This is a genomic window from Serratia sp. 1D1416, from assembly GCF_003641105.1.
GTDB classification, from domain to species: domain Bacteria; phylum Pseudomonadota; class Gammaproteobacteria; order Enterobacterales; family Enterobacteriaceae; genus Serratia; species Serratia ficaria.
The window spans coordinates 4446130-4469768 of sequence record NZ_CP032738.1; the positions used below are offsets into that span (position 1 = coordinate 4446130).

The window sequence follows — 23639 nt, forward strand, 5'->3', positions numbered from 1 at the left end:
GTTTTCTCGACGCCAAGGAGTCTGCATGCCTATCACGGCCAACGCTTTGTACCGTGACAGTTTTAATTTTTTCCGTAATCAACTGGCCAGCATCCTGATGTTGGCGCTGTTGACTGCGTTCATCTCCGTGCTGCTCAACCAGGTATTCAGTCCTGACGCCGAACAGTTGACGATCCTGGCCGCGACGACCAGCGATTTCGCCGCGACTTCAGGCATGGGGCTCCAGGAGATCATCCAGCAAATGACGCCGGAACAGCAGATGGTGTTGCTGAGGGTGTCGGCCGCCGCCACGTTTTCCGCCCTGGTGGGCAACGTGCTGCTGGTCGGCGGGATGCTGACGCTGATCCGCCTGGTATCTCAGGGGCAACGTACCAGCGCGCTGCGCGCCATCGGCATCTCGGCGCCGGAGCTGCCGCGCCTGCTGCTGCTGCTGTTTATCTGCACCCTGCTGATCCAACTGGGCCTGACGCTGTTCGTGGTGCCCGGCGTGATTATGGCCATCGCTTTCTCGCTGGCGCCGGTGATCACCACCGCCGACAAAAAGGGCGTATTTGCCTCGATCAAGCTGAGCTGCAAGCTGGCCTTCGCCAACGCGCGCGTGATCGTGCCGGCGATGATGCTGTGGCTGGCGGCCAAGCTGCTGGTGCTGTTTATGGTGAGCCATCTGTCGGTGCTGACGCCAAACGTCGCCAGCGTGGTGCTGACCGCGCTGAGCAACCTGGTTTCCGCGCTGCTGCTGATTTACCTGTTCCGCCTGTATATGCTGCTGCGCAGCTAATGTGGGCCGGCAAGATCAAGGGCACGCCTCGGCGTGCCCTTTTTTATGGCGCCGGCGGAGGATCCGCCTGTTCTTTGCTCTGAATCAGCTTCAGCGCCAGATACAAATCCGGCACCAATATCAGCTCCTTGTCGCGCCCCAGCCGATTGATGCGGAACCAGCGCGTCAGCTCGGTGCGCCGTCCCGCCAGCACCAGCTTCACGTTACGCTGTAACAGATCGCGTTTTAACTCATCGATGGCCGCCAGCACGCTGATGTCCGCGTGGGTAAAGCTGGCGACCGCGTCCACCACCACCCAACGCGGCTGGAACGGCGTGCCGTCCACCAGGTTGAGAATGCGCCGCTTGAAATAGGCGACGTTAAAATAGGTCAGCGGCGAGTTGAAGCGATACATCATCACGCCCGGCACCGGCCGGATGCCGTTGTTGTGGCCCATCGAGTGGATCATCCCCTCCTGGTTAACCCCCAGCAGCTGCTCCGTTGGCCGGAACACCGTGCGCAAGAACTGCATCAGCCCCAGCAGCACCGCCAGCCCGATGCCGCTGATCACCCCCACCAGCAACACGCACAGGAAGGTGAACATCGCCAGGCGGAAAGCCTGGGCGTTGCGGCGACGCAGGAGCCAGATACCGCGGAAATCCAGCAGCGACCAGGCCGCATACATCAGCACCACGCCCAGCCCCGCCACCGGAATGAACTGCAGCGGCGCCATCAGGAACAGCAGCACGAAGGCGATGACCACCGCGGCGATGATCGACACCAGCTGGCTTTTGCCGCCGTTGGCGTCGTTGACCGCGGTGCGCGAATCGGCGCCGCTGATGGCGAACCCCTGCGACAGCGCCGACACGATATTCACCAGGCCCAGCGCGCGGAATTCGGCGTCGGCGTTCACCTCATAACCGTTCTTGGCCGCAAAGCTGCGGGCGGTCAGCATCATGCTGACAAAGCTCACCACCGCCAGGTTGAGCGCCGGGATCACCATGTCGCGCAGCAGCCCCGGTTGAAAATCCGGCCACTGGACGATCGGCAATACGCCGCTGAACCCGCCGACCGTCACCACGCCGTGCCGCTGCAGGCCGCCCGCCCAGGTGACGAACGCCGCCAGCACGATGGCGAACAGCGGCGCCGGCCAGTTGGGCCGCCATTTTTTAAACCCGATCAGCGTTATCAGGGTCAGCAGCGATACCGCCATGGTCAGCCAGTCGCTGTGCAACAGATTGCCGGGCAGCGCGTAGATGCGCTCGATCAGCTGCGCCGGCCGCACCGCGAACCCCAGCACTTTGCCGATCTGATCGACGATGATGGTAATGGCCACCCCGTTCAACAGCCCGCTGAGGATCGGCCGCGACAGCAAATCCGCCAGCGCACCCAGCCTGAAGCGGCTGGCCAGCAGGCACCAGCCCCCATCATCGCCGTCATCATGATGGTCAACTGCCAATGCCGCTCCATGTTGCCGGCGGCCAGCGGCGTGACCACCGCGGCGATCACCGCGCAGGTGGCGGCGTCCGGCCCGACGATCAGTTGGCGGGAGGAGCCGAACAGCGCATAGGCCACCATCGGCAAAATGCAGGAATAAAGCCCCACTACCGGGCTGACGCCGGCCAGTTCGGCGTAGGCGATGGCGACCGGCAGCGCGACGGCGGCCACTGAAAGCCCGGCGCGCATGTCCGGCTTGAGCCAGCTGCGTTGATACCCTAACAAATGCGTCAAACCAGGCGTCAGGGCCTGGAGAGATTTCCACTGCATGCTATTTTCCGTGGTAAATTATGCGGCTATTATTACGCTTACTATGCGGCGCGCCGGCGAGACTGGCAATCCGCCCGCTGCGAACTCGCGACTTCAAGCGTAAGTTTATGCAAATTCCTGCTTTCGCGGCAGAAATCCGCCGGCCAAACGCCGATAATCGACCGCTCCCGGCGGTACACAGAGCCCGTCGAATCCGGTATAGTCGGCCGATGAACAGTTGATGGATTGATTTATGAAGCAGTTTCTAGATTTCCTCCCGCTAATTGTCTTTTTTGCTTTTTACAAGCTGTACGATATCTACGTCGCTTCCGGCGCGCTGATCGTCGCTACCGCCCTGGCGTTGGTGTTCACCTGGGTGAAATACCGCAAGGTCGAGAAGATGACGCTGATCACCTTCCTGATGGTGCTGGTGTTCGGCACCCTGACGCTGGTATTCCATAACGATTTGTTTATCAAATGGAAAGTGACGGTCATCTACGCTCTGTTCGCGCTGGCGTTGCTGATCAGCCAGCTGGTGCTGAAAAAACCGCTGGTACAGCGCATGTTGGGCAAAGAGCTGACGCTGCCGGACAAGGTGTGGAGCAATCTGAACCTCGCCTGGGCGGTCTTCTTCCTGGCCTGCGGCCTGGCGAACATCTACGTCGCCTTCTGGCTGCCGCAAAGCGTGTGGGTCAATTTTAAAGTGTTCGGCCTGACGGTGCTGACGCTGGTGTTCACCCTGCTCAGCGGCGTTTACATTTACCGGCACATGCCGGAAGAACAGAAAAAATAGTTACAAAATTGTTAATGCCTGCGGCGCTTGCCGCGGGCAGTATGATGGTATCCCTTCTTTGATAAGCAGACAGCGATGACACAACAACGACCTTTACCGAGCGGCGAATTGGTGCTGCGCACGTTGGCGATGCCGGCGGACACTAACGCCAACGGCGATATCTTCGGCGGCTGGCTCATGTCGCAAATGGATATCGGCGGCGCCATCCAGGCCAAGGAAATCGCCGAAGGCCGCGTAGTCACGGTGCGCGTCGACGGCATGACCTTTCTGAAACCGGTAGCCGTGGGCGACGTGGTTTGCTGCTATGCCAACTGTATCCGCACCGGGCGCAGCTCCATCACCATCAACATTGAAGTGTGGGTAAAGAAAGTCTCTTCCGCCCCTATCGGCCAGCGTTACCGCGCGACCGAAGCGGTGTTTACCTATGTGGCGGTGGATGACGAAGGCAACTCGCGCGCCCTGCCCGACGGCAAGATGAACTTCCGCGTCGGTTTCGAAGAATAAGCTGAACTGCCGAAGGTAAAAAGGGTCGCCGCGGCGACCCTTTTCTTTTGGCGTAAGCCTCAATATCAGTTCATTTCGGTGGTGCCGTTCAATTTGAAGCGGATAGTAACGAAGCGATCTTTCGCCTCTTTCGCTTCATAACGCCATTTACGCAGCGCCTGCTTCACTTCGCGCTCGAACATATTACGCGGTTCGGCGGACAGAATGCGCACGTTGCTCACCCGGCCGTCGCTGTCGATGTCGAACTGCACCCGCACGTTACCTTCAATCTGCAACGCTCTGGCGCGCGGCGGATAGATGGGATCGGCACGGCTGATCGGTTTCGGCCCTACGTCCCGCGAATTGCCCTGCACCGGCGCAGACGGCGCCTGCTTCACCGGCGCTTTGTCAATCGGCTTGGCCGGCGCGTCGTTTTCGAACGGCGAAGGTTCGCGCGGCTCCACTTTCTTCGGCGCGGGCTTGACCTGCTTCTCAACCTTCGGCTTGGGTTTCGGCTTGGGCTTGGGCTTTACCGGCTCCGGCTTCAGGATCGCCTTCGGCGGTGGCTCCGGTATCGGTTCCGGCTCGGGTTCTGGCTCCGGCTCCACCTGCGGCGGCTCGGGTTCGGCCGGCGCGGGCGGCGGCGGTTCCGCCATCGCGGCGGTATTGACCATCATGACGCTGATCGGCGCGTCCTCGGGCTTGGGCAGGTCCATCACTTCTTTGACGGAAGCATAGAGCAAGCCCACCACCAGGGCGCTATGTAAGCCAACGGACAGGACAATCGGCACTGACAAACGGCGATTAAGGAACATCTTTTTTAGCGGCATAATGATTCTGTTTCCTCTGGTTCGCCAAGTTTAAATGCAAATAGCAATCATATTCAATAACGAAAGGCAAACTATCGCTTTAATCGTCAGTATTGGCGGTTAAAACCAGCAAACTCATAAGGATATTAACCTTCGCGTTGCCTTTTAACTGAGCGATTTACACGCTTCGTTAACCTGTTTCACTCACGCTAAAAATAAAAAAACCCGCCGTAGCGGGTCGTTATCGCGATTGCGGGTTATTCTTCGTCGCCATAGTACAGCACGCCCAGCTTAATCAGCGGTCGTCCCTGCGCTTTGCGATGCAGGTTGGTATCGCGCAGCGAATAAACGCAGCCGCAGTATTCCTGCTGATAAAAGCGTTCGCGCTTGCTGATTTCGATCATTCGCGACGCGCCGCCCTTCTTGCGCCAGTTGTAGTCCCAATACAGCAGATCGGGGTATTTCTCCGCCGCGCGGATGCCGCAATCGGTGATCTGCTGCATGTTCTTCCAGCGGGAAATGCCCAGCGAGCTGGAAATCGCGTCATAGCCATGTTCATGCGCATACAGGGCGGTGCGTTCAAAGCGCATATCGAAACACATGGTGCAGCGAATGCCGCGCTCCGGCTCATGCTCCATGCCCTTGGCGCGGGCAAACCAGTTGTCGGTATCATAGTCGGCGTCAATGATAGGCACCCCGTGCTGCTCGGCAAAGCGAATGTTCTCCTCCTTGCGCAGCAAATATTCCTTTTGCGGGTGAATATTCGGGTTATAGAAGAAAATGGCGTACTCGATGCCGGAAGCCTGAATGGCCTCCATCACTTCGCCGGAACAGGGCGCACAGCAAGAATGCAGCAGCAGTTTGCTTTTCCCCTCGGGCAAATCGAGTTTTTCCCTCACCAGTTCCGTCATTTCCTCACCTCCGAGACATGTCTGTTTAACCGCGCGGCGCACTATACGAATAAAAACTAGCTGCTTCAAGGCATAAGCGCCAACCGCAATGAAAATCCGTCGGGCGCCGTTCCCTTGTCCCGCCTTTTGCGTTACCTTGGATTTACCGTTTTATAGCAATGATTTTAAAGGTGAAACATGCTTTATCTGATCTACGCGCAAGACGTTCCCCACTCGCTGGAAAATCGCCTGTCGGTGCGCCCGGCTCACCTGGCGCGCCTGCAGGCGCTGCGCGACGCCGGCCGTCTGGTGCTGGCGGGGCCGAACCCGGCCATCGACAGCAACGACCCGGGCGCCGCCGGCTTTACCGGTTCGACGGTGATTGCCGAATTCGCCTCGCTGGCCGACGCCCAGGCCTGGGCCGAGCAGGATCCTTACGTCGCCGCCGGCGTCTATGCCGAAGTGACGGTCAAGCCGTTCAAACAGGTGTTCTAGCTTTAAATTAATTCATTTAAAAACAATAAATTAAATAAAACAAGACATTTTAAAAACGATTTAAACACGCTTTTATGTACACTTTATAAAAGCGTGTTTTCCTTTAAATAGCAGAGCATTACCGCAAACCGAGCCGCTACAAACCAAGTAGTTGCATCGTTTTGCGGTAATTTTTTGCCCCATGGGTGCCCCACATCTTGTTAGTCGGGGTTTATATACGCTCAAATTGGAACACGGTGAAAATATTAGGCTGTGCGTTCTGGACCGCCCGCAGCGTAAAACCTGAAACACTCAACGTAACCGGGAATGTGGTGCTATCGACCACCTCAATGCCTGACTGGCCGACATACACTAACGCACCGCCGCGAACGCTACCCGACGCGGATTGGCCTTTGATTGTCATCCGGTACAGGTTTTTAATCCCTAACCCAGACGCAGTTTCGTCATCTATGTAGGCGAATGTTCGAACATTGGTAACGACAGATTGAGCTAAAGTTACGTTTTGATCGCCTACCCGCAACCGGTACTCCCCGAGGTCCAGATCTTTCGAGATGATAACGCGGCCCTGAGTTGCCTCAATGATCGACCCGAGATAAACGTCCTCCAAAACGGCGGAGGTTCCTGTGCTACGCAGACGCATGCCGTTAATGATAGTAGTGAACGCAGAGTTTGAGTTATACCAGCGAAGCGTTGACGTGTTGAACAGTCCGCCAACAATGCCGCCGCAATACGACATCTGAATATCGCACTTCCCGAACGGACTACCTGTAAAACCGTGGATTACGTCAAAATAGAAGTTATTAGCCGCCGGCCGGCGCACCGCCGTCACCTTCCCGGAATACCCGCCCATTGTTACTGTATCGCCGACGTTGAAGCCTGTGGCGACAGACCCGTTAGAAACATTATCTGGCTCTACGCACAGAATTCTGTTTGTGCCGCCAGGGTAGATGTAATAGTCGAGCAGCTCACGGCTATTCGCACCGTTGCTAAATGACTGCTCGCGGACCACTGACGCGTTAAAGCCTGCATCCAAGGTGTATTCGCACAAATAACGACCGTTGAAGTCTACACCGATACCCTGTGCAGTGAAGTACTGCGCGCCGTTGAATAGTTGAACGGCGCCGTATAAGCAGCCTTGGATAAATCCGCCGTATAGTTTGTGCCCTTCGCAGATAAAGCTTGGTGGACGGCGAAGTCGCACGCCAAAGTACCCTGTTGCCGCGTAGTTGATTCGGATCGTGTTATCCGCGGAGTTGAACTTGGTTGACTTCGTGTTCTCGTAGACCCCGCAGAAATCACGCGCGCGACCAACTTCGAAATAACAGCTGCCGCAGCCCATACCTTTCAGCTGGAACAGGCTTGCGCGTTTATCTCTGCCACTGAAATAACCAATGATAGTACGCAGGCCTACCTGGCTGCCGTTTGAATTCTCACCGACAATAACCGCGCCGGTTGAATCCTTCCAGTTGGAAAGTAGCGGCCAATCATCGCTGACTACCAATCCCCCCAAGGCAAGTTCAAATCCCTCCGCCATATCGTCCAAACGAACCGGGCCTGATACTGCATATAGACCTCGCCCATAGACGCGCGGGATCCGGTTCACTCGCGCATAGTCGATCGCCGCCTGGATAGCTACAACGTTGGCCGCTGCAGATTCGTAGTGCATTCCGTTGTCGTCCGGAGTTGATTTCTCCGCTGGTACCGCCCCGAACATCTCCGGGGTGACAAATCCCATAGCATCCTGCAAGCTTCCACCAAACGCATTACCGACAAGGTCAGCGCCGCCAGGTCCCTTGATGTCATTAATAAATTGCTCAACTACAGGGCGAAGCTGATCGGGGTCGTATTTCAGCACATTAGGGAAATAGAATTGCTGCGCCCCGAATGCATCATAGATAGCCATGCTATGGCCCTGCACGGTCACGAATTTAGCTATCTGGCCGCCATACACGGGGTACCCGCCGGAGTTGATAATAACCGGCTGGGCGATGGGCACGTGCGTGCCGTCCTCGTTCTCAAGGTATACCTGGATTTGGTTCTCGGGGATTGTCGGATCTGTGTCGATTTTACCGATGTAAATCCGGCCGTTCGCCGCCGCTTTGAATGCACGGGCGAGCGTAAAAAGTTGTGATGGCATCGAAACAACGACGTTCGGGACGATCTCATCGGCCATTTGTTTTTCTCCAGGCGTGTGTAACCCCCACAAGGCGAGGCTTGCGGTAGTGTTGAAGTGTGATTTTGTACCAAAATGGTACTATTGTTGATTTATACAGTTCGCCATATCATGCCGATCCACCCACCGGTGAGGCACGACTATGGAAGAGTTAGAGACGCAGTTTCATTTACGGTTGCCGAAAGAAACCCACGGCAAAATTAAGCAGCGCGCCAAAATGAACGGCCGTTCGCTCAACGCAGAGATCACGCTGATAATCGAGGAAGCGCTGGCGCGGCCGCCAAAAATATCCGGTTTTCGCAACGACGCAGAACGCCTGGCGTACGAACACGCCGAGCAGTTCAAAAAGGTTGTTGTCGAAACGCTGAAGGTGATTTACTCGGAAAAGTAAAGGGGCCGAAGCCCCATTGCACTATTTCTTGCAGGCGATAAGTAGATTTCTTGAAATGGTGCTTCCCGCCATGGAGAAATCAGGTTGCGCTGTTGCAATCCAACCTTTATCCCCTGCAGAAATGAAGGTGTCATAGCCTTTAGCGCCGCAGAGATCACCAGCTTTCTCTAAGCACATACCCCATGTTCTGGCAGTACCAGAACAGTCAATTGAGTATGCTTCACGTCCGTCTGGCGCGAAAGTTTTTGACGAATTAGCACACCCAGAAAGCAGTCCTATTGCAGCAACAACCAGAGTTAATTTCTTCATTGATATACCCCTTTTGATTTATGGCATAGATGATATATCTGGTTAACTATTTCTGCCATCCTTGGCCGTGGGTTAATATTCTCTGCCGTCGGCCTCTCCTGAAAGCCAGCCAATAATCCCCACTCTCGTGATCGCCTGCTTCTCCTCGCGCGTCAACGTTCGGTAGAACGATTTCCACGCAGGGGAATTAGCGATGCGCGCTTCCATTTTCCGGTTGATTGCCTGCTGACCCTTCTCCGGCAGCCTGGTTCCTTTTGCTTGCTTCACAACCGACCTGAATTCAGCCGACGCCAACAGACGATCTGCAGCGACGCTACGCGCCGGGCGGGCGGCTTCTTTCGCTGCCATCCCCGCTACAGCGCCATAGCTCAACGTCGGGCCGACAACAGGGATGTGCCCGAGCACCGTCGTTGCTAACGCACCTTTACCGTGGCGATATATCTTGTCCAAAGTTCCGCCTTCTGCATCAAACTGCTTGATGAAAGCGTTCAGTCGACCCGTTTGGATACTGCTCTCGCGAGCCTGACGCACTGCCTGTGAAACGGTGAACAGATTCCGCAAGTTGGTGGCAGTTCTTCCCCCCAGCTCTCGCTCCACCATCGGCAATGTGCCTGAGGATTTCAGACCTTGATACCAGTCCACAAAACCCGGTAGGTGGAACTCGTTCTCTTTGCGGCTGCCCTGGCTGAATGCATCGCGTAGCGACGTGGCCACCACTTCTCGCCGGATCCTCGGCGAGGGTATATCCTGCTGCAGCGCCCGGAATCCTTTCGCATCACCCTTGGCCAGGTTGCGGATAGCCAAGCTGGCTTTTGTGCCGATGTCGCCACGCAGGTCTTTGCCCAGCAGGCCGGTTAGCGCGTCCTCCATCGTGCTGCGGACCCCGATCAGCTTCTTGGCAGCCTGCCATTTATCGCCCATACCAGCAGCGACAACCGCCTGCTCCTGGTCAGCTGTCAGATTCGCATAGAGCTGTTTCAGCGCACCAGTCTCCTCATCGCGGAAGGGCCCCGAGTTTTTACCAATAGCCTGCCCGATCTGCTTGCGGATGTTGTCTAGCCGCGCATAGGTCGGCGCAGTAGCTTCAGTGCCAACAGGGGCGACGGAGTTATAAACCCGCCTCTCCATCGTTGATAGATGCTCCGCGCCGCCCAGTTCGTCCGCTTTGCCATCCAGATAGCGAATGATGTTGTTCGCTTCAACTGTCTGGCCTTTGGGGATAGCAGAGGAAATCTGGTTATAAAGCTGGTCCGATTTATTCTGCACAGTGGCAATACCGCGCTGGAAAGAAGACAGAAACTTGTCATTCATCGCAGCTTTGTCCGGTAGTGCGCCGGCTGCGTCCGTCATATCAGTGGCCTGTTTAGCGATCTTGGTTAGCGCCTGATTCTCCTGTGCCGCCAGCTGCGAACCAGGAACGGATTTCAACGCCTGTTCAAAATCGCGATAGGCCTGATTGCCTGATACGTGCGACAACAGCAAATCGTCTTCGCTCAGCCCCAATTGCTTGGCGGCGTCGATAACATCCTGTCGCGGTGCGACATCGCGCGTGGCGTCCGCCATGCGCGATGCAGTTTCTCGGTCAGCGGCAGCGCCAACACGCGCCGCCACGTCCTGCACTCCTTGTTCGGGTGGCACTGTGGCAGCCGCCTGCGCTCCTGGTGCCGTTGGTACTGTCTGCTCAGCCGCTGCTGCGGTTGCCTGCCCTTCACGTTGTGCCGCGCCGCGGATAGCGCCCGCAGCTCGGCCCCCAGCGGCCAGCAGTCCGCGACCTATTACGCTACCGGCTAGACCGGTGGCAAGATTACCCGACAGGTCATTATCCTGGGAGGACTGCGCAATCGCGCCGGGGAGGTTTTCCGCCAGCATATTGGCGCCCTGCGTTGCGATACGTTCTGCGCGCCCAGCGCCGGCTGTAGAGGCCAGCGCCGCCGCAGTACGTTCAGCGCCGAGGCCGGGAATAAGATACGGGCCGATCTCGGCCCCCAGCTGCGCGTAGGGGTCTGTAGGCTGCATGCTTTCTGGCAGGCGCAACTGCATCACCTGGTCTTCAGCTGGCACGCCTGCGGCACCGAGAGCGGTGTTCACCACCTGCCCGGGGATGTTGGCAACGTTCACAGCGCTTTGCGCTAGACCGCGCCCCGCCTGCCCTAAATTCTCCGCTAACGTGGGCTCCGGCGCTGCCTGGGCCCACGGCTGTTCTGCCTGCTGTGAGAGCTGGGCCAGTTCGTTTTCACTCCCTGGCTGAGCAGCCGGCTGTGTCCACTGCGCAAAACGCGGGTCAGTGACATAGTTGACGGTTTCCGTCGGGATCTGCGTTTTCTCACCGCGCATAAACTTTTGCACGTTGCCGGGACCCCAGTTGTAGGCGGCCAGTGCATCAGTGACATTGCCGTGCGCATCGAGCATTTGTTTCAAATAGCGAGCGCCGGCCTCAACCTGCAGCGCCGGGTTTCGTTTCAGCTCCTCAGGGTCGTAGCCCATGCCGCGAGCCGTGGCAGGCATGACCTGCGCTAAGCCGATAGCACCTTTCCCGCTAATGGCCCCTGCATTACCGCTGCTTTCCTTGCTGATCACTGCACTGAGCAATCCCGCTGGAATCCCGAAACGTTGCTCGGCAGCAGAAACAATATCGCCACCCTGTTGCGGTGGCGATTGCTCAGCCTGAGGCTGCTGGTATTTGGCCCACGGCCCATCTGAGGGTGGCGTGTCTGCTGGCGCACTTTGATATTTTTCCCAAGGTCCTGCCATTAGTTCTTTCTCCAGCTATTAGGATTGCTCGGGTCACCGCCGATGAACGTATAGCCATCTTCGCTTTGCCCTGCACGCGGTACCGCCGAACCATTCTGCCGGGAGTTAAATGCGCTGATCTTCTGCTGATAGGTATCGATAGTAGGCTGTTGCTTCTGCAAATAGGTGGTCTGGCGCTGCAGAACCTTCTGCCAGTTGTCTACTGCAGCTCGGGCGGCTTTCGGTGACATATTTTGATTGATGGCCAGAAAAGCGCGGGCTGCAGCTTGCCCTTCGGAATCTGACACGGGCCCAGTGCCTTTCATGCCGATAACACCCATCAATCGCGCCTGCCCCTGCATTTGCTCGATTTTGGACCATGCGTCGGCCGACTCGGTACCGGGGATCCGGGAGTTTACTGTGCCGCCAAATCCGAACACGCGGTCGAACACGTCGGGTGGAATGCTCTTCACCTGATTGACCGTGTCGTACATGCTCGCCACGCTATTCGCATTGCTTTGGTGAGCCCCGACGTAGTCCTGCATTTTCTGCACTGCTGCCTGCTGTGTTGCCTGCGATTTAGCGCTGTTCTCGCCCGCTTTCATACTCAGTTCCAGCTGCTTATTGGCGTTATCCGCTTGGTTCTTCTGGGCGGTGAGGTTCAGTTGTTGCTGCCCCTGGGAAAGCTGTCCCTGCTGATACTGTGCTTGTTGCTGCAGACGCTGCTGGCCAAGGTTGAGATTTGCCTGCGCGATCTGCCCGGTCTGCTGCAACTTGGCATTGTTCGCCTGCAGGTCAAAATATTTATCCGGGCCGAGCGAGGCGATCCCCAGATGGTCAACGAACTGGCCAAAGCCGGCGGGGTTCTGCTGGTACATCTGCGCCACGTCGGAGGGGTTAACGCCGACACGCGTCAAATCACCGGCGTTTGATTGCAACCATTGCCCCATGGCTTGGGGGCTTTGAGCTGCCAATCGCGCCGACGCTGCCAGGCTGCCGACCGTATTGCGCTGGTCTTCATCAATGAACCCCATGCCGTTGCGTACCGCTTCGAACTGTTCAGGGTACTTGGCGACAAGCCCGCGCATCGCACCGCGGTCACCAGATTCGTACGCATTCGCGTAGTCCTGCTGGAACGCCTTCTGGCGCTGGACCTGCTCGCCCTGCTTGTAGCTGTTGAAGATAGACCCAGCCGCACCCGCCAGCCGCACGCCGAGATTGTTCTCTCCGGCGCGCGCGCGGTCGTTATTATCGCGAATGAGGCTCAGCGCGGTATTTGCATCACTGGCTTGCGGTGCGTTCGTGTTGTTGGTGCCGATGCCGGCCAACAGGCTACCTGCGTTGCCTTGCTGCCACGTTGCCATAATGCCCCCTTAAAATAGTGAACCGAGTGCACCAACACCAGCGCCGATCGCCGTACCCCAACCCGGCATGATCGATGTGCCGACCGCCGCGCCAGCTGCAGCCCCCTGTAGGGCGCCGCCCAGTTTGGATGGCTGGTTAGCATTCGCAGCCGCCAGACCTGCCTGTTGTTGGAGTAGTTGGCCGGTGTTGTTCGCATAGGATTGACCTGCGTTGGCCTGACCCTGTAGCGCCCCCAGGCCAATGTTGGCTAGGTTCTGATAGTTGTTCATCTGACCGGTGAGCCAGTTCTGACCGAGCATCGGGGCGATCGTCGCTAAGCCGTTACTGGTTGCAGTCGAGCCCAGCCCGCCGGTGGCTTCCGCAGATGCCAGTTGCTGATAGCGAGCCTGATTTGCCAGGTCTTTAAATTGGCCTGAATTGTAATAGCTGTTCAGCGCCGATTGCTGGCCGCCGAGCGAGGATAGATTTTGCAACTGGCCGATATACTGCTGCGCCAGCGGCGTGAACGGCGCCAGGTTCTGCATATTGGTTTGCCACATCTCGCGCTGCAGTGCGGTGGCCTGTTTGGTTGCGTCCGCAGAAGCGCCAGCACCATTGTCACCACCTTTGCAGAGCACCGCGCGATCGCGAACTTTGTTCATGAGCTGGAAAATTAGCATTTTTGCATGTCCTCATACTGCGAGCGTTTGAGCTGATACAGAGTGACGCCTACTGTCTGGCCGTTGCTGATATATGCATCGTCCAGGTGACCTATTCGAGTTGCACCCAGCAGGCGGATGATTGCGCGTCCATATTTTGTGGTATCGGGCACCATCGTGATGCTGTTCGTGAATGGCGAATTTGCCAGGAGCCAGAGACAGAAAAGCCGATGCCCCTCGAGCGCGTACTGACCGCGAAAACCTGGGTCGTAGATGGCGTGGCATTCAACGACGCTTTGCCAGAAGTTGCGCACCTCGTGCACGCCGGCCAGCAACGCCCCTTCGTAAATACCGAGGTAAACCGCATCCGGCTTGATGTAGTAGTGATCGCCGTCATCGACAATGTTGCCAGTATTGGCCTGGTCGTTCAGGAACGCCTGCAAACGTGCCGGGTTGTCGATTAATTTAATTTCCATCAGTTAATCATCCCGTGAGTGCGCGCCATATCCTCCAGCGCTTTGATGCGCTGACGTGCAGCAATTAAAGCGTCGGCCAATGCTTGGATTTCGGTTTGCGTGTACGCTGCTCCAACGGAGAATGCCAGATCAGCGTTGAATGCGGATTTGTTCGCCGTACCGGTTGCGGCAGTCCAGCCGGTTTGGCGTGCTCCTATCACCTGCAGCCCTGCCACTTTGTACGAGATGCTGATATTGGCGCTACCGCCGACCTGCAGCTTGTCAGTCGTAGGGGTAGCGACGTTGCCTACGAGGAACGACCCGCCGGATGCCTGAACGGATTGGCTGGTCGATACCGCTTTCGATACCGAGTTAGTTTCCAGCGTGCTGATGTCGCTTTCGGCGGTGTCCAGCCGGGTGTCCAGCGCCGATATATCGTTGGTGTTTTGCGTGATTCGCGTTTCATGGTCCGCCAGTTCCAATTCATTGGCTGCTATGCGTGCTTCATGGTCCGCGAGCTCAGTTTCTGCTACGGTGATACGCTCTTCGTGGTTGACCAACGTGGCTTCTGCGGCAGTAATGCGCTGCTCGTGATCGACGAGCGTTTCCTCAGCCGCTTCTATTCGCGATTCATGGTTTGCCAGGACCAAATCCTGCTCGTCATTTTTTACCTGAGCGTCCCAAGCCCCTTGGCCTGCCTCGTTCGCTTTGTCAGCCACATTGCCCAGATCTGTACCTTGTTGGACGACATACAGGAGATATGGCTGAGAGAAAACGTTGCGAGGAAGGAGCGTTGCATCAATTCGAGTGGCCTGAATAACCACTGGCTTGTTTAAGTTATCATCAGCCATCACTCAATCCTCACCGAGCAATCGCTCAGAGTCACCGGCGAGCGGGTGATCACCCGAACTTTGAAGCCGATATTTTTCCGCACCCGGCCGAGGCGACGCCACAGCACACGCTTGTCGTACGCAAAAGGTGCATTTGCATCGATCATCTGCTCCCGGCCGTAATTAGACCCGTCGGCGGTCGAGGAGATAAACAGGCGCTCCGCGTACTGCGAAACACCTGTCGCTGCTTCGAGCTCGAAGTCGAACACGCGGGCGTTGTTGGCTTTAAACATCGGCGTGAAGAGCAGATGTTCCGCCTGCTTATCGTATTGCGCTGAGGAGTCGAACTGCAGGACTCCGACCACCGGTTCGATTTTGTCACCGACAGTAATCTGGTTCCCCTCGAACATGTAATCTATCGCCCGGTGGGTATCGTCAAACAGCCCAGTTTTGAGGATGCACCACTGCGGACCGTTCTGTCCGGCTGCCGCGTCGTAGCAAAGCACATGCCGAGGGAGATGGACGATAAGCAATTCGTGGCTATCGAACCTCACAGTTTCCATTACGCCAGCGGCGAGGTCATCCGCCGTGTAGCTGCGTAGCACCTTCTCAACCGTTGACGTGGCAATCGTAGTAGCCTGCCCGCTGTTGATGATGTAAATCGACGGCGCCCCAGTTGCCTGATGGCTAATAAATGCAAAAGATTCACCGAATTCGGTTTTGCAATACGTGCCGGCGATCCCCTTCTGCACCATTAACGACGGCTGGGAAACGTAGATCGCTGCTGTGCTGTCTGTAGCGCCGGTAAGGGAGAAATATTCGATGGTGCTTGACCCAAACATCACCACAAAATCACGCCAGATACCGCAACCAATGATTCCGTCAGGCTGGCTCTCCGCACTGTAGAACGGGCGAAAACGATCTGGATGTGACTCGTCCTCGAGGTCGGTGACCCCAAATGTTTGAGTGCCGTCCTTCACCCATATATAGCGGCCTCTGGCCCGGCAGATATCGCGCACGCTGCCAATATCGTACTGAGCGTATGAAACCCCACCAACGCTCTCAGGCCAATTTTGCAGCGTCTTTATTTCACCACCGTACCGGTGCAGCGTTAGCGTGCCATTTGAGGCCACCGCTTGGCTTGTAGCACTGTGCGCCATGCTGACGCGAAAACTGCCTGACACACTCCCTTCTTCAACAGTACCTTTGTACAGTTTGCCGCCCGCCACTCGATAAACCTGGTTCTGCACGGTGTTGAACTCTGCCCCGCGGGATGTTCCAGCCACATCGGCCCTCTTGGCCACCCCAGGAAAAGAGCGGAGATATCCGGCGGCGTTCAGCACCTCTTTCGGCGTGGCCAGCATATTAACCGGCAGCTGGTCGACATAATCCGCGTTGCGGTAGTCTTTACCGAGTCCTTTAGCTAGAGGTAGTTGGGTCGTCGGCATCTTCATCACCCTTGCGATGGAAATAGTAGTGGCCGTTGTAGGTCGGAATGCGGTTGCCTGACCCGATAGGCATCCGGTTTGGGTATCCCGCATCGCGATACACTTTTTTAGCCCGCGTAAGCGCGGAAGACTTGACCAGCAGTTCCTTGCCATAGCGCGCAGTGGTCGCCACCTTCTGCAATGGCTCAATCTGGTAGTCTGGTGCAATACGCATAGCCAGGTTGTGGTACACCGCGCTGAGGTGCGCCGTTTTCAGTCCGTGGTCGTCGCCATCCATCGCCGGTTCGCCTTCAGCGGCAAACTGATAACCAATGTCGATGCCGACCGCTGGGTCTTCTCGCCATTCCCCCATCATCATTTCGAGGTCGTTCACGCCGTCCTCTACAGACTGCGGCTCGACATCAGTCAGCGTGGCGTTGGAGGCGATGCCAATTTTGCGCAGCGCGGCGAGCACCAGATCGCCTTTTGTCGTGAGATTCATGGTCACCGCCTACCGTGGTTAAACGAACTCTTCGGCGCTATCTGAAGCCGATGATTTTCCTTTGCGTTGCTTCTTCGTCGGCTCAGGCTCAGGCTCAGGCTCAGGCTCAGGCTCAGGCTCAGGCTCAGGCTCAGGCTCAGGCTCAGGCTCAGGCTCAGGCTCAGGCTCAGGCTCAGGCTCAGCAGCATCAAAAAGCTGTGATGGGTGGTCAAGCCAACCATCGGCGAGGTGCTCGTCCAACTCGTCGGCTTCGACCACTTTCACGTGGGCTTTCAGCCCCCACACCAGCGTGCCGCCACCGTGTTTGTAAATCATCTGGGACATGGTCAATCCTCAACAAAGAAAAAGGGGCCGAAGCCCCTTTTCAGTTGGTTAAGCGGTCTGGTTGGCCAGGCCGACTCCGATCGCTTCTGGGCGTACCGCACACGCGGCATACCACAGCGCGATACGGCACTTGCCGGCCAGGGTCGAGATATCGCCCTGCGTCGCGAAGATCCCGTTCAGGCCGACGCCAGGGATGGCGAACGACTGGGTTTTCATGCCCGCGAACAGTTCGTGGTTAGCCGGGATCGGCTGCGATACCAGGCGGATGGAATCATCCGCCCAGAACACGTTCGTTTCCGCGGTTTTCACGTTCAGGATGTTCACTGCCATGGTATCGGCCAGCGAGGTGTTAACGTTCGCATAGGCGCGCTCTTCGGGGGTCAACGCGGTATCATCCAGCGCGATTGGCTTAGGTGCGATTGTCACGTTGGCACCGTTCACTGCAACCACGGTGAAAGTGGCGTCGTGAGTCAGCACGTTTTTAGCCATCTGTGACAGATACTTCACGCCAGCGAAGCTAATTTTGTCGCCGCGCTTCAAGCCGGTGCCTGCGCTCAGGGTGACGGTAGCCACGCGGTTATCGACGTTTTCCTTGTTGCCGTCAGTATCTTCACGCCACGCTTCTGGCTTGAATTTCTGCGCACCGGCTACGGTCAACCCGGTGGCAGTAGATGCCGCCAGAGTCGGCAGTTTAGGGGAACGCAGCACGTCATCAAAACCAGCCACCTGCCGCTGAATGCTGCCGTTTTTATAGGCCTCTTCAGGGATGCGGCCGAAGATGTCGCGGTTGATCAGGTCATGGCCTGCGCGTTTGTAGTCGCCCGGGTTGAAGAAGTAGGACAGGCCTGCGTCGCGGTTCAGTTCGCGGGCAAACATGATCTCTTCTGCATCTGCGACGAAGTCCCAGCCACTGCCAGTTGCGGTGCCAATTGGCTGCGGATTGGTGACAACAAGCGAACCCATATCGACAGCCTGCTGCGCAATAGCCTTCTCGACGTTGTTCGCCAGCTTTTTAGCGGACGCCTGGATGCGGTGGCGATAAGAGCGCTCATCGCGCAGATCGTCAGCACGCAGTTGGAAGAAGTCGTTGTCTGGGTCGCCCATATTGCACTTCACGGACAATTCCAGCACACCAGTAGCTTTGTCGGTCAGGTCCCAGCCGCTTTGGGTCGGCGTTTCCTGCTCAACCGGCAGCCAGAAGGTGTTGCCAGAACGCTGCATCGACGGCGCTGGAGGGGAGTATTTGTTAGTTTTCTGCGCCATTGGCGTCAGGTTTGCTACGGTTTCGACAATTTCGTCTACCGCGTAGGTGATCATTTGACCTTCGTTAAGAGCCATTATTTGAGTTCCTTAAGCTTTTGTTTGAGCGCGCGGTAAGTCGCGGTGTCGCCTTTGTTGGCGGCGGCTTCCATTTGTTTCTGGAGCGAGTCTCGGTTCGCTGCAGCGGCCTGACCTTGCACAGGCTCATCCACCGCCGGCGCGCCGGAGATTTGCCGCGCACGCGGTTTGAGAGTTAAACGATCTGACAGGCGAGTCAGCTCGATGATGGCCTGCGTTTGCGGCAGGCTCAGGATGTCGCGCGCCTTCTCTGGGTTTGTGCCCAGGTGGTAGAAAATCGCTGCGGACTTTTCAGGGAACAGCGCCATGATCTCCGTATCGATGCCCGGAGCGAGCATCGCGCGGAAGGCGTCTTCTTTCGCCTGGTAGTCCGGCAGGTTGAGCTTTTCGGCGGCGTCGTAGTGTTTGCGTGCTGCATCCACATAAACAGCTGACTGCTGAGTGAACTCCTGGGTTTTCTTGCCCTGGGCGGCCACGGCGTTGCTGCGAGCATCCTGCGCTTTCATCAGCCATTCAGTGTTGGCTGCGTTGAAAGCGGCAAGTGCCCGCGTCTGGTCGTAGTCGTACTTGGCAAGGCCATCATCTGACAGATATGCGTTGATATCCGGCTGAGCAGGCAGCTCAGGAGCCACTCGCAGGGTGTCCGGCAGTTCGCCGCGCTGCACCGCTTCGGCTTGCTGTTCAAGCTCCCGCTGGCGTTTTCGCTCGAGGCGTTTAGCCGCGAACTTGGCGTTTGTCGCCGGATCCTGCTTAGGTTTTGCCTCATCGTCGTTCAGGACAATATCGAAGCCGTCTTCCTGTCCTTCGCTGGCGTTGGCATTGTCGACCAGCTGATCATCCGCAGGTGCCGCCTGCGGGGTGACGGGCAGGGTTTGTTCTTCAGTTGCCTGAATTTCGGTGGTGTCGGTCATGATTTAATCTCTCGCTATTGAGGAATCTCGGCTGCTCCGCCGGAGGGTTGATTTGCTTGCTGCATGAGATTGGTTAAATCCATGCGGCGTGAGTGAATTTGCCCTTGCCCTTTGAGGACAAGCTCAGCGTCAGCGCGGGCGCTATCTCCCTGCTTATTCTGGAAGTCGCCGAGCAACTTAAGCGCGGCGAGAACATCTTGCTTCTTGGTGCTGTCAGCGGAAGCGAGAATCTCGACCACTCGCGCGGCCGATACCTGAGCTTCCGTCTGGGCTTTGAACGCCTCGACCTGGATCTTGGCCTGGTCGTTCTGCGCCTTCTGCAGGTCGGCCTGCCCGGTGAGCAGAACGCCCTGAGCCTGCACCATTGCAGCATCAGGTTGCCCCTGTTGCTGTTGTGCTTGCTGAACCATCTGAATTTCTTCAGGAGTCTCCGGTTTCTTGAGCCCCTGCGTGACGAGTTGTTTCGTAGCATAGTCCCGAGTGATCTCGATGCCCTTGCCATCTAGCAACGATAGGAACTGGAGTAACAGGACATTCCACACCGGATGTTCCGGTGGGATTTTCTGCAATAACTCCCCTATCTCCGCTCGGTTCTGCTCTTTCATGCTCTGGAACGATGGCCCCACATCGGTATAGGTTTCATACCGGCCGCGGATATCATTCAGCGTAACCACCTCACCGGTCTGATAATCGACAACCTGTGTCAACAGCTGCACGTCCTTCTCACTGCCATCAGGCAGCGTCACAAGGACGTTTCGCGGGACGTCATAGATGTCGTTAACCATTGAGGCGTAAACCTCGCCGTCGCGGCGCATGGCCGTGGCCAGGTTGTCCTGGAACACGTACGTTTCCAGATCAGCGCGCATGTTCAACTGGTTGACGGTGTCGAATGCCACATTGCTGCCGGCGGCCTCGCTGTCCACGCCAAGAGTGGCGACTTCTTTCACTGCGTTGGTCGCGGCTTCAAGCATGTAAGCGTTGGCCTGCGGTACTTCCGGGTTGTCCATGTATCCCAACGGCTGCGGCGGAATGTCACCGCCATTTTCGTCGGTGCGGTTCAGCAGGTAATACGGGAAATCATCCTGCCCGCTGTACATGTATTCGTAGCCTGAAATCTGCTCCGGCCAGAAGAAAGGCTTTTTCTTCGGCGTACGGGCGACGATGTCGGCGTTGAACGACATGATCATGTTGCGCAGGCGCTGGCCGTCTTTCGTCAGCCGGACGACGCCCTCGTAGACCTCTTTGTCACCGGCAAAACCCCACTCCCCGTAAACCGGGATGATTGGCAGGTGCTCACCGGCGATCAGTTCACGATTTTTCAGGATGCACGACGAGGTGATGACAGATTTATAAACACGGCGACGCGTAACCTTACGCTCTGCAATTTTCTGTATGCCGCGCTCTGCTAACTCGTCGATCACGTCCGCAATATCGCGTTTGAAGTAGCTCACCGGTTCGCCTGTCAGTGGGTCCTGATAGATGAAAACGGTCTCTTTCTTCTCCTCAACCTCGTAATACTCGCCGACGTAGACAACGTCCTTGGTCAGCCAGGGGAACAACCAGGTCATATCCGGGTTCTGGAAGTCGGGAATGTCGTCGGGGTCAAAACCCTGTTCCTCAGCGTACGCTTTCCACCCGTCCAGGCTCATGGCGTTAATAACCGTGACGTGCCGGGCGTCGCTTTTATCCATCTGCTTGGCGTTGCTGTCCCAGACAACATGCGATGATGCCTCATGGATCGGCAGCCGGCGGATAATCTGGTTGTTGCTAGTTGGGTCCTGGTCTTCATAATCGGTGACCAGACGCCAGGCACCGACGCCCGCCTCGATCTGCTCGCGCACGGCCACGTTGACGGCGATTTTTGCCGTGTTGTGGCGCATGTCCGTGCGGTACATGCCCATCAGCGTATCGGCAGCGTCGGGGTCAGCGTTGTCTTTCGGTCGGTATAGCACATCGATCGGGTTCTGGCGCATCTCTGCGACCAGCTTGCGCACCACTGGGCGGACAACGTCGAACTGCCCCCGGTACTGCAATGTTGTGTATTGGTTGAGCCAGTCATCCCACTGCGACACCCGAGAAAAATACAGGTCGTTGGTCGCTTCGGTTCTGGCTTCGTCGCTAGACATCCAATCCCGATCGAAGATCGTCAGGATGGTCTGCAGCCTGTCCTGCTGCTTGTCGTTGTCAGCCATCATCTACCTCGTGGGACGTGGGATAGGCCGTATTGGCGCTGGGATTTTTTTTTCTTTGGGCTTCCTGATGTCGCGCATCATCCGCGCGAAGCGGCGCATCATGTAGGCGTAGCGAACGGCATCAATGACGTCATCGTTTGTCTTGGATATCTTGCCGTTCTCGTCACGGTGATAGAGTCGGAACTCCTCAAAGAAGGGTTCACAGGTATTGAACACCCGGAATCTACCTTCCAGCATGAGGTCACGAAGTTCAGTAAGACCGGACTCGACAGAGTTTCCGCCCTCCGCGAAAGTTGCGTGCTCCTTCAACATCTGGAAGCCCGCGTCGGAATATTGCGTTTTGAGCTGTGCTCCGCCGCCTTTTTCGTGTTGATGGCCATCGTGCGGCCACGCTACTGGTATGCGGTTTGACCATGCTTTAACGGCGCTCCAGGCCTCCGTGGCGGTCTTCTCGCTCTTCTTCCACACGCGCGCCAGATAGAACACGTCTTCGTCTTTGTCCCACCACAGCTGAATGTGCGCCTGCGGGTGGTCCCAGCCGAAGTCCTGCCCGTTGATAACGTAGAAGTGATCAGGACATTCGAATGGCTGGCATTTGAGGGTCTCTTCAGGGATCTGGAAGATGCGCCCGCTACCCATCGTCGGTATGCCTTTGGCACGTGCTTCGCGCTCATGCTCGGGATACGACTCGATGATTCGCTCGCGCTCGGCGTCGGTGTAGTGCTCGGCGTCGTGAATGGTCATCGTGACCACTTTTTGCGCCTTGCTCGGGTTCTTAATGAACTTCTCGACGACCTGCGACATCCCCATCAACGGGGTAAAAGTCAACAGTGAGAACTGGCCGTATTTGTTGGTACGGGTCAGACCTTCCGAGTAGATCGCGTACGGCGGCTCCTCATCGAACCAGACGCCGTGCACGGTATCGCCCTGCCAGCGCTGGCGCCCCTGCGAATAAGGCTTGAAGTAGCAGATAGACATACCATCTTCAACGCCATTTGGCGCGTGGTGGCGCACCAGCAGGTGATCGACCAGGTTCGGGTAGAACGGCGATTTCTTCCAGCTGATGATGTCTTCTTTCGGGATCAGGCCATAGCCTGGCTCGTCGTTCTCTTCAATTCGCCCGCAGAGAATGCGCTGAGTGGTTTTGGTGACGGTTTCGTTGGTCTCGCCACCGACCCAAAACACCACCGGCTCGTTGAACCGGCGGCCTTGCCAGTCGCCATCGTAGGCGCCTTCATCGGGATAGCCTGCGCCACCCGGATAGCGCCCGGTGAGGTGGAAGGTAACCTCCGCCCCCCCGGTGTAGGATTTACCCAACTGGTTGCCCGCCATGAAACAGCGTTCGGTATAATCGCCGCCAGCGTCCAGAAACTCGCGCTGCTTGGCGTACGGGCTGTATTCATACAGCATGTGCGTGCGGCGATACTCGTCTTCCTCTTCCAACAATGCGAGCAGTTCGGCCTGCTCCTCGTCGGTCAGGTCGTCAAGGTCAATCGCTGCGTTTACCACGGTTGAGCAACTCCTTAATGCGCGACTGCCGCACATCGCGGTTAGGCGCCGGGGTGACGTCCTCAGTCTCGATCTTGTCTTTGAAGGCCTGCACGCTGATGTGTTTGCCGATCAGCTCAAGGTTTCGCACCTTGTCAGGCCATTTGATTTTTTTCAGCAAGCCGACCATTTCGCGGTCTTCTCCGCGACCTTCAAACATTTCTGCCAGATCGAAGCCGCTCAAATAGCGACGCCATGCCGCGGGCCAGTCTGTGATCGGCTTAATGCTTCCGTCGGTGTTGAAGATGTCTGCCGCGTCCATCTGGTCGATCTCCACCAGGCGCAGCAGCACATAGTTGGAATCAATGCCGAGCTGCGCAAGGCGCTCGCGCTTCAGCTCGTCGATGCGTGCCAGGACTTCTGGTTCCTTCAGCAGGCGTGGACCGATGTTGCAGGCCGAACGGGCGCTATACCCTGCCCGCTCAGCCGCCGGCGCTGCTTTCAGATCGATGATGTATTCGCGGCAAAAAAGCTCTTTTTTGTCCTTGAGTTTTCCTGCCATGATTTATTCCTGTCTCGCTTGGCGCGAAAAA

22 protein-coding genes and 1 pseudogene are annotated in these 23639 nt (G+C 57.0%); 5 read left to right on the forward strand and 18 right to left on the reverse strand.

What is annotated here, in order from left to right; all coding sequences use genetic code 11:
• Window positions 1-25 precede the first annotated feature (25 nt).
• Window positions 26-778: a YciC family protein gene (locus D7I37_RS21455; protein ID WP_061795083.1), complete on the forward strand. Its 753-nt coding sequence runs from the start codon at window positions 26-28 to the stop codon at window positions 776-778.
• A gap of 43 nt (window positions 779-821) precedes the next feature.
• On the opposite strand, the pseudogene D7I37_RS21460 reads toward D7I37_RS21455, so the two are convergent.
• Window positions 822-2524 (reverse strand): annotated as a pseudogene (locus D7I37_RS21460) (SulP family inorganic anion transporter).
• A gap of 232 nt (window positions 2525-2756) precedes the next feature.
• On the opposite strand from D7I37_RS21460, the gene D7I37_RS21465 reads away from it, so the two are divergent.
• Window positions 2757-3296: a septation protein A gene (locus D7I37_RS21465; RefSeq protein WP_061795081.1), complete on the forward strand. Its 540-nt coding sequence runs from the start codon at window positions 2757-2759 to the stop codon at window positions 3294-3296.
• A 75-nt stretch (window positions 3297-3371) separates the two neighbouring features.
• Window positions 3372-3800 carry an acyl-CoA thioester hydrolase YciA gene (gene yciA / locus D7I37_RS21470; RefSeq protein ID WP_061795080.1) on the forward strand — a complete coding sequence of 143 codons (429 nt, stop codon included), beginning with the start codon at window positions 3372-3374 and terminating at the stop codon, window positions 3798-3800.
• Between the two features lie 65 nt (window positions 3801-3865).
• On the opposite strand, the gene tonB is transcribed toward yciA, so the two are convergent.
• Window positions 3866-4609, reverse strand: coding sequence for a TonB system transport protein TonB (tonB, locus tag D7I37_RS21475; protein ID WP_061794471.1), 744 nt, complete (start codon window positions 4607-4609; stop codon window positions 3866-3868).
• Window positions 4610-4845: 236 nt separating this feature from the next.
• On the reverse strand, window positions 4846-5499 hold the full coding sequence (locus D7I37_RS21480; RefSeq protein WP_061794472.1) for an epoxyqueuosine reductase QueH: 654 nt from the start codon (window positions 5497-5499) through the stop codon (window positions 4846-4848).
• A gap of 177 nt (window positions 5500-5676) precedes the next feature.
• Here D7I37_RS21480 and D7I37_RS21485 point away from each other — a divergent pair, with 177 nt between their 5' ends.
• Complete coding sequence (locus D7I37_RS21485) at window positions 5677-5973, forward strand: YciI family protein (protein ID WP_061794473.1); 297 nt, start codon at window positions 5677-5679, stop codon at window positions 5971-5973.
• Window positions 5974-6184: 211 nt separating this feature from the next.
• On the opposite strand, the gene D7I37_RS27465 is transcribed toward D7I37_RS21485, so the two are convergent.
• Entirely contained in the window at window positions 6185-8146 is a 1962-nt protein-coding gene (locus D7I37_RS27465; RefSeq protein ID WP_242502723.1) for a phage head-binding domain-containing protein, read from the reverse strand.
• Between the two features lie 142 nt (window positions 8147-8288).
• Here D7I37_RS27465 and D7I37_RS21495 point away from each other — a divergent pair, with 142 nt between their 5' ends.
• Window positions 8289-8537, forward strand: a complete 249-nt coding sequence (locus D7I37_RS21495) for an Arc family DNA-binding protein (protein WP_129544320.1) — start codon at window positions 8289-8291, stop codon at window positions 8535-8537.
• 21 nt (window positions 8538-8558) lie between these two features.
• Here the strand turns inward: D7I37_RS21495 and D7I37_RS21500 are convergent, their stop codons facing one another.
• The 14 genes from D7I37_RS21500 to D7I37_RS21565 form a co-directional block, all read right to left on the reverse strand.
• The gene (locus tag D7I37_RS21500) at window positions 8559-8846 is read right to left on the reverse strand and encodes a hypothetical protein (RefSeq protein ID WP_129544321.1); all 288 of its coding nucleotides are present in this window, start codon (window positions 8844-8846) and stop codon (window positions 8559-8561) included.
• A 72-nt stretch (window positions 8847-8918) separates the two neighbouring features.
• Window positions 8919-11597 carry a lytic transglycosylase domain-containing protein gene (locus D7I37_RS21505; protein WP_129544322.1) on the reverse strand — a complete coding sequence of 893 codons (2679 nt, stop codon included), beginning with the start codon at window positions 11595-11597 and terminating at the stop codon, window positions 8919-8921.
• Window positions 11597-12940 carry a phage DNA ejection protein gene (locus tag D7I37_RS21510; protein ID WP_129544323.1) on the reverse strand — a complete coding sequence of 448 codons (1344 nt, stop codon included), beginning with the start codon at window positions 12938-12940 and terminating at the stop codon, window positions 11597-11599. Before D7I37_RS21510 ends, D7I37_RS21505 begins: the two co-directional genes overlap by 1 nt.
• A gap of 9 nt (window positions 12941-12949) precedes the next feature.
• Window positions 12950-13600 carry a DNA transfer protein gene (locus D7I37_RS21515; protein ID WP_129544324.1) on the reverse strand — a complete coding sequence of 217 codons (651 nt, stop codon included), beginning with the start codon at window positions 13598-13600 and terminating at the stop codon, window positions 12950-12952.
• A complete protein-coding gene (locus tag D7I37_RS21520; RefSeq protein ID WP_129544325.1) occupies window positions 13594-14055 on the reverse strand; it encodes a DUF2824 family protein in 462 nt (153 codons plus the stop codon). Before D7I37_RS21520 ends, D7I37_RS21515 begins: the two co-directional genes overlap by 7 nt.
• Window positions 14055-14885: a phage tail protein gene (locus D7I37_RS21525; protein WP_165283118.1), complete on the reverse strand. Its 831-nt coding sequence runs from the start codon at window positions 14883-14885 to the stop codon at window positions 14055-14057. The genes D7I37_RS21520 and D7I37_RS21525 overlap by 1 nt, the downstream gene beginning before the upstream one ends.
• The gene (locus D7I37_RS21530; protein ID WP_129544327.1) at window positions 14885-16312 is read right to left on the reverse strand and encodes a packaged DNA stabilization protein; all 1428 of its coding nucleotides are present in this window, start codon (window positions 16310-16312) and stop codon (window positions 14885-14887) included. The genes D7I37_RS21525 and D7I37_RS21530 overlap by 1 nt, the downstream gene beginning before the upstream one ends.
• Entirely contained in the window at window positions 16284-16793 is a 510-nt protein-coding gene (locus D7I37_RS21535; RefSeq protein ID WP_129544328.1) for a packaged DNA stabilization gp4 family protein, read from the reverse strand. Before D7I37_RS21535 ends, D7I37_RS21530 begins: the two co-directional genes overlap by 29 nt.
• Window positions 16794-16811: 18 nt before the next feature.
• Window positions 16812-17117: a hypothetical protein gene (locus tag D7I37_RS27185; RefSeq protein ID WP_129544329.1), complete on the reverse strand. Its 306-nt coding sequence runs from the start codon at window positions 17115-17117 to the stop codon at window positions 16812-16814.
• A gap of 48 nt (window positions 17118-17165) precedes the next feature.
• Window positions 17166-18455 (reverse strand): P22 phage major capsid protein family protein, encoded by a 1290-nt coding sequence (locus tag D7I37_RS21545; RefSeq protein WP_129544330.1) that lies wholly within the window; start codon window positions 18453-18455, stop codon window positions 17166-17168.
• Window positions 18455-19366: a scaffolding protein gene (locus D7I37_RS21550; protein ID WP_129544331.1), complete on the reverse strand. Its 912-nt coding sequence runs from the start codon at window positions 19364-19366 to the stop codon at window positions 18455-18457. The genes D7I37_RS21545 and D7I37_RS21550 overlap by 1 nt, the downstream gene beginning before the upstream one ends.
• 14 nt (window positions 19367-19380) lie before the next feature.
• Complete coding sequence (locus tag D7I37_RS21555) at window positions 19381-21558, reverse strand: portal protein (protein ID WP_129544805.1); 2178 nt, start codon at window positions 21556-21558, stop codon at window positions 19381-19383.
• A gap of 3 nt (window positions 21559-21561) precedes the next feature.
• Entirely contained in the window at window positions 21562-23103 is a 1542-nt protein-coding gene (locus tag D7I37_RS21560) for a terminase large subunit domain-containing protein (RefSeq protein WP_129544332.1), read from the reverse strand.
• Entirely contained in the window at window positions 23048-23608 is a 561-nt protein-coding gene (locus D7I37_RS21565) for a terminase small subunit (protein WP_129544333.1), read from the reverse strand. Before D7I37_RS21565 ends, D7I37_RS21560 begins: the two co-directional genes overlap by 56 nt.
• Window positions 23609-23639: the final 31 nt, after the last annotated feature.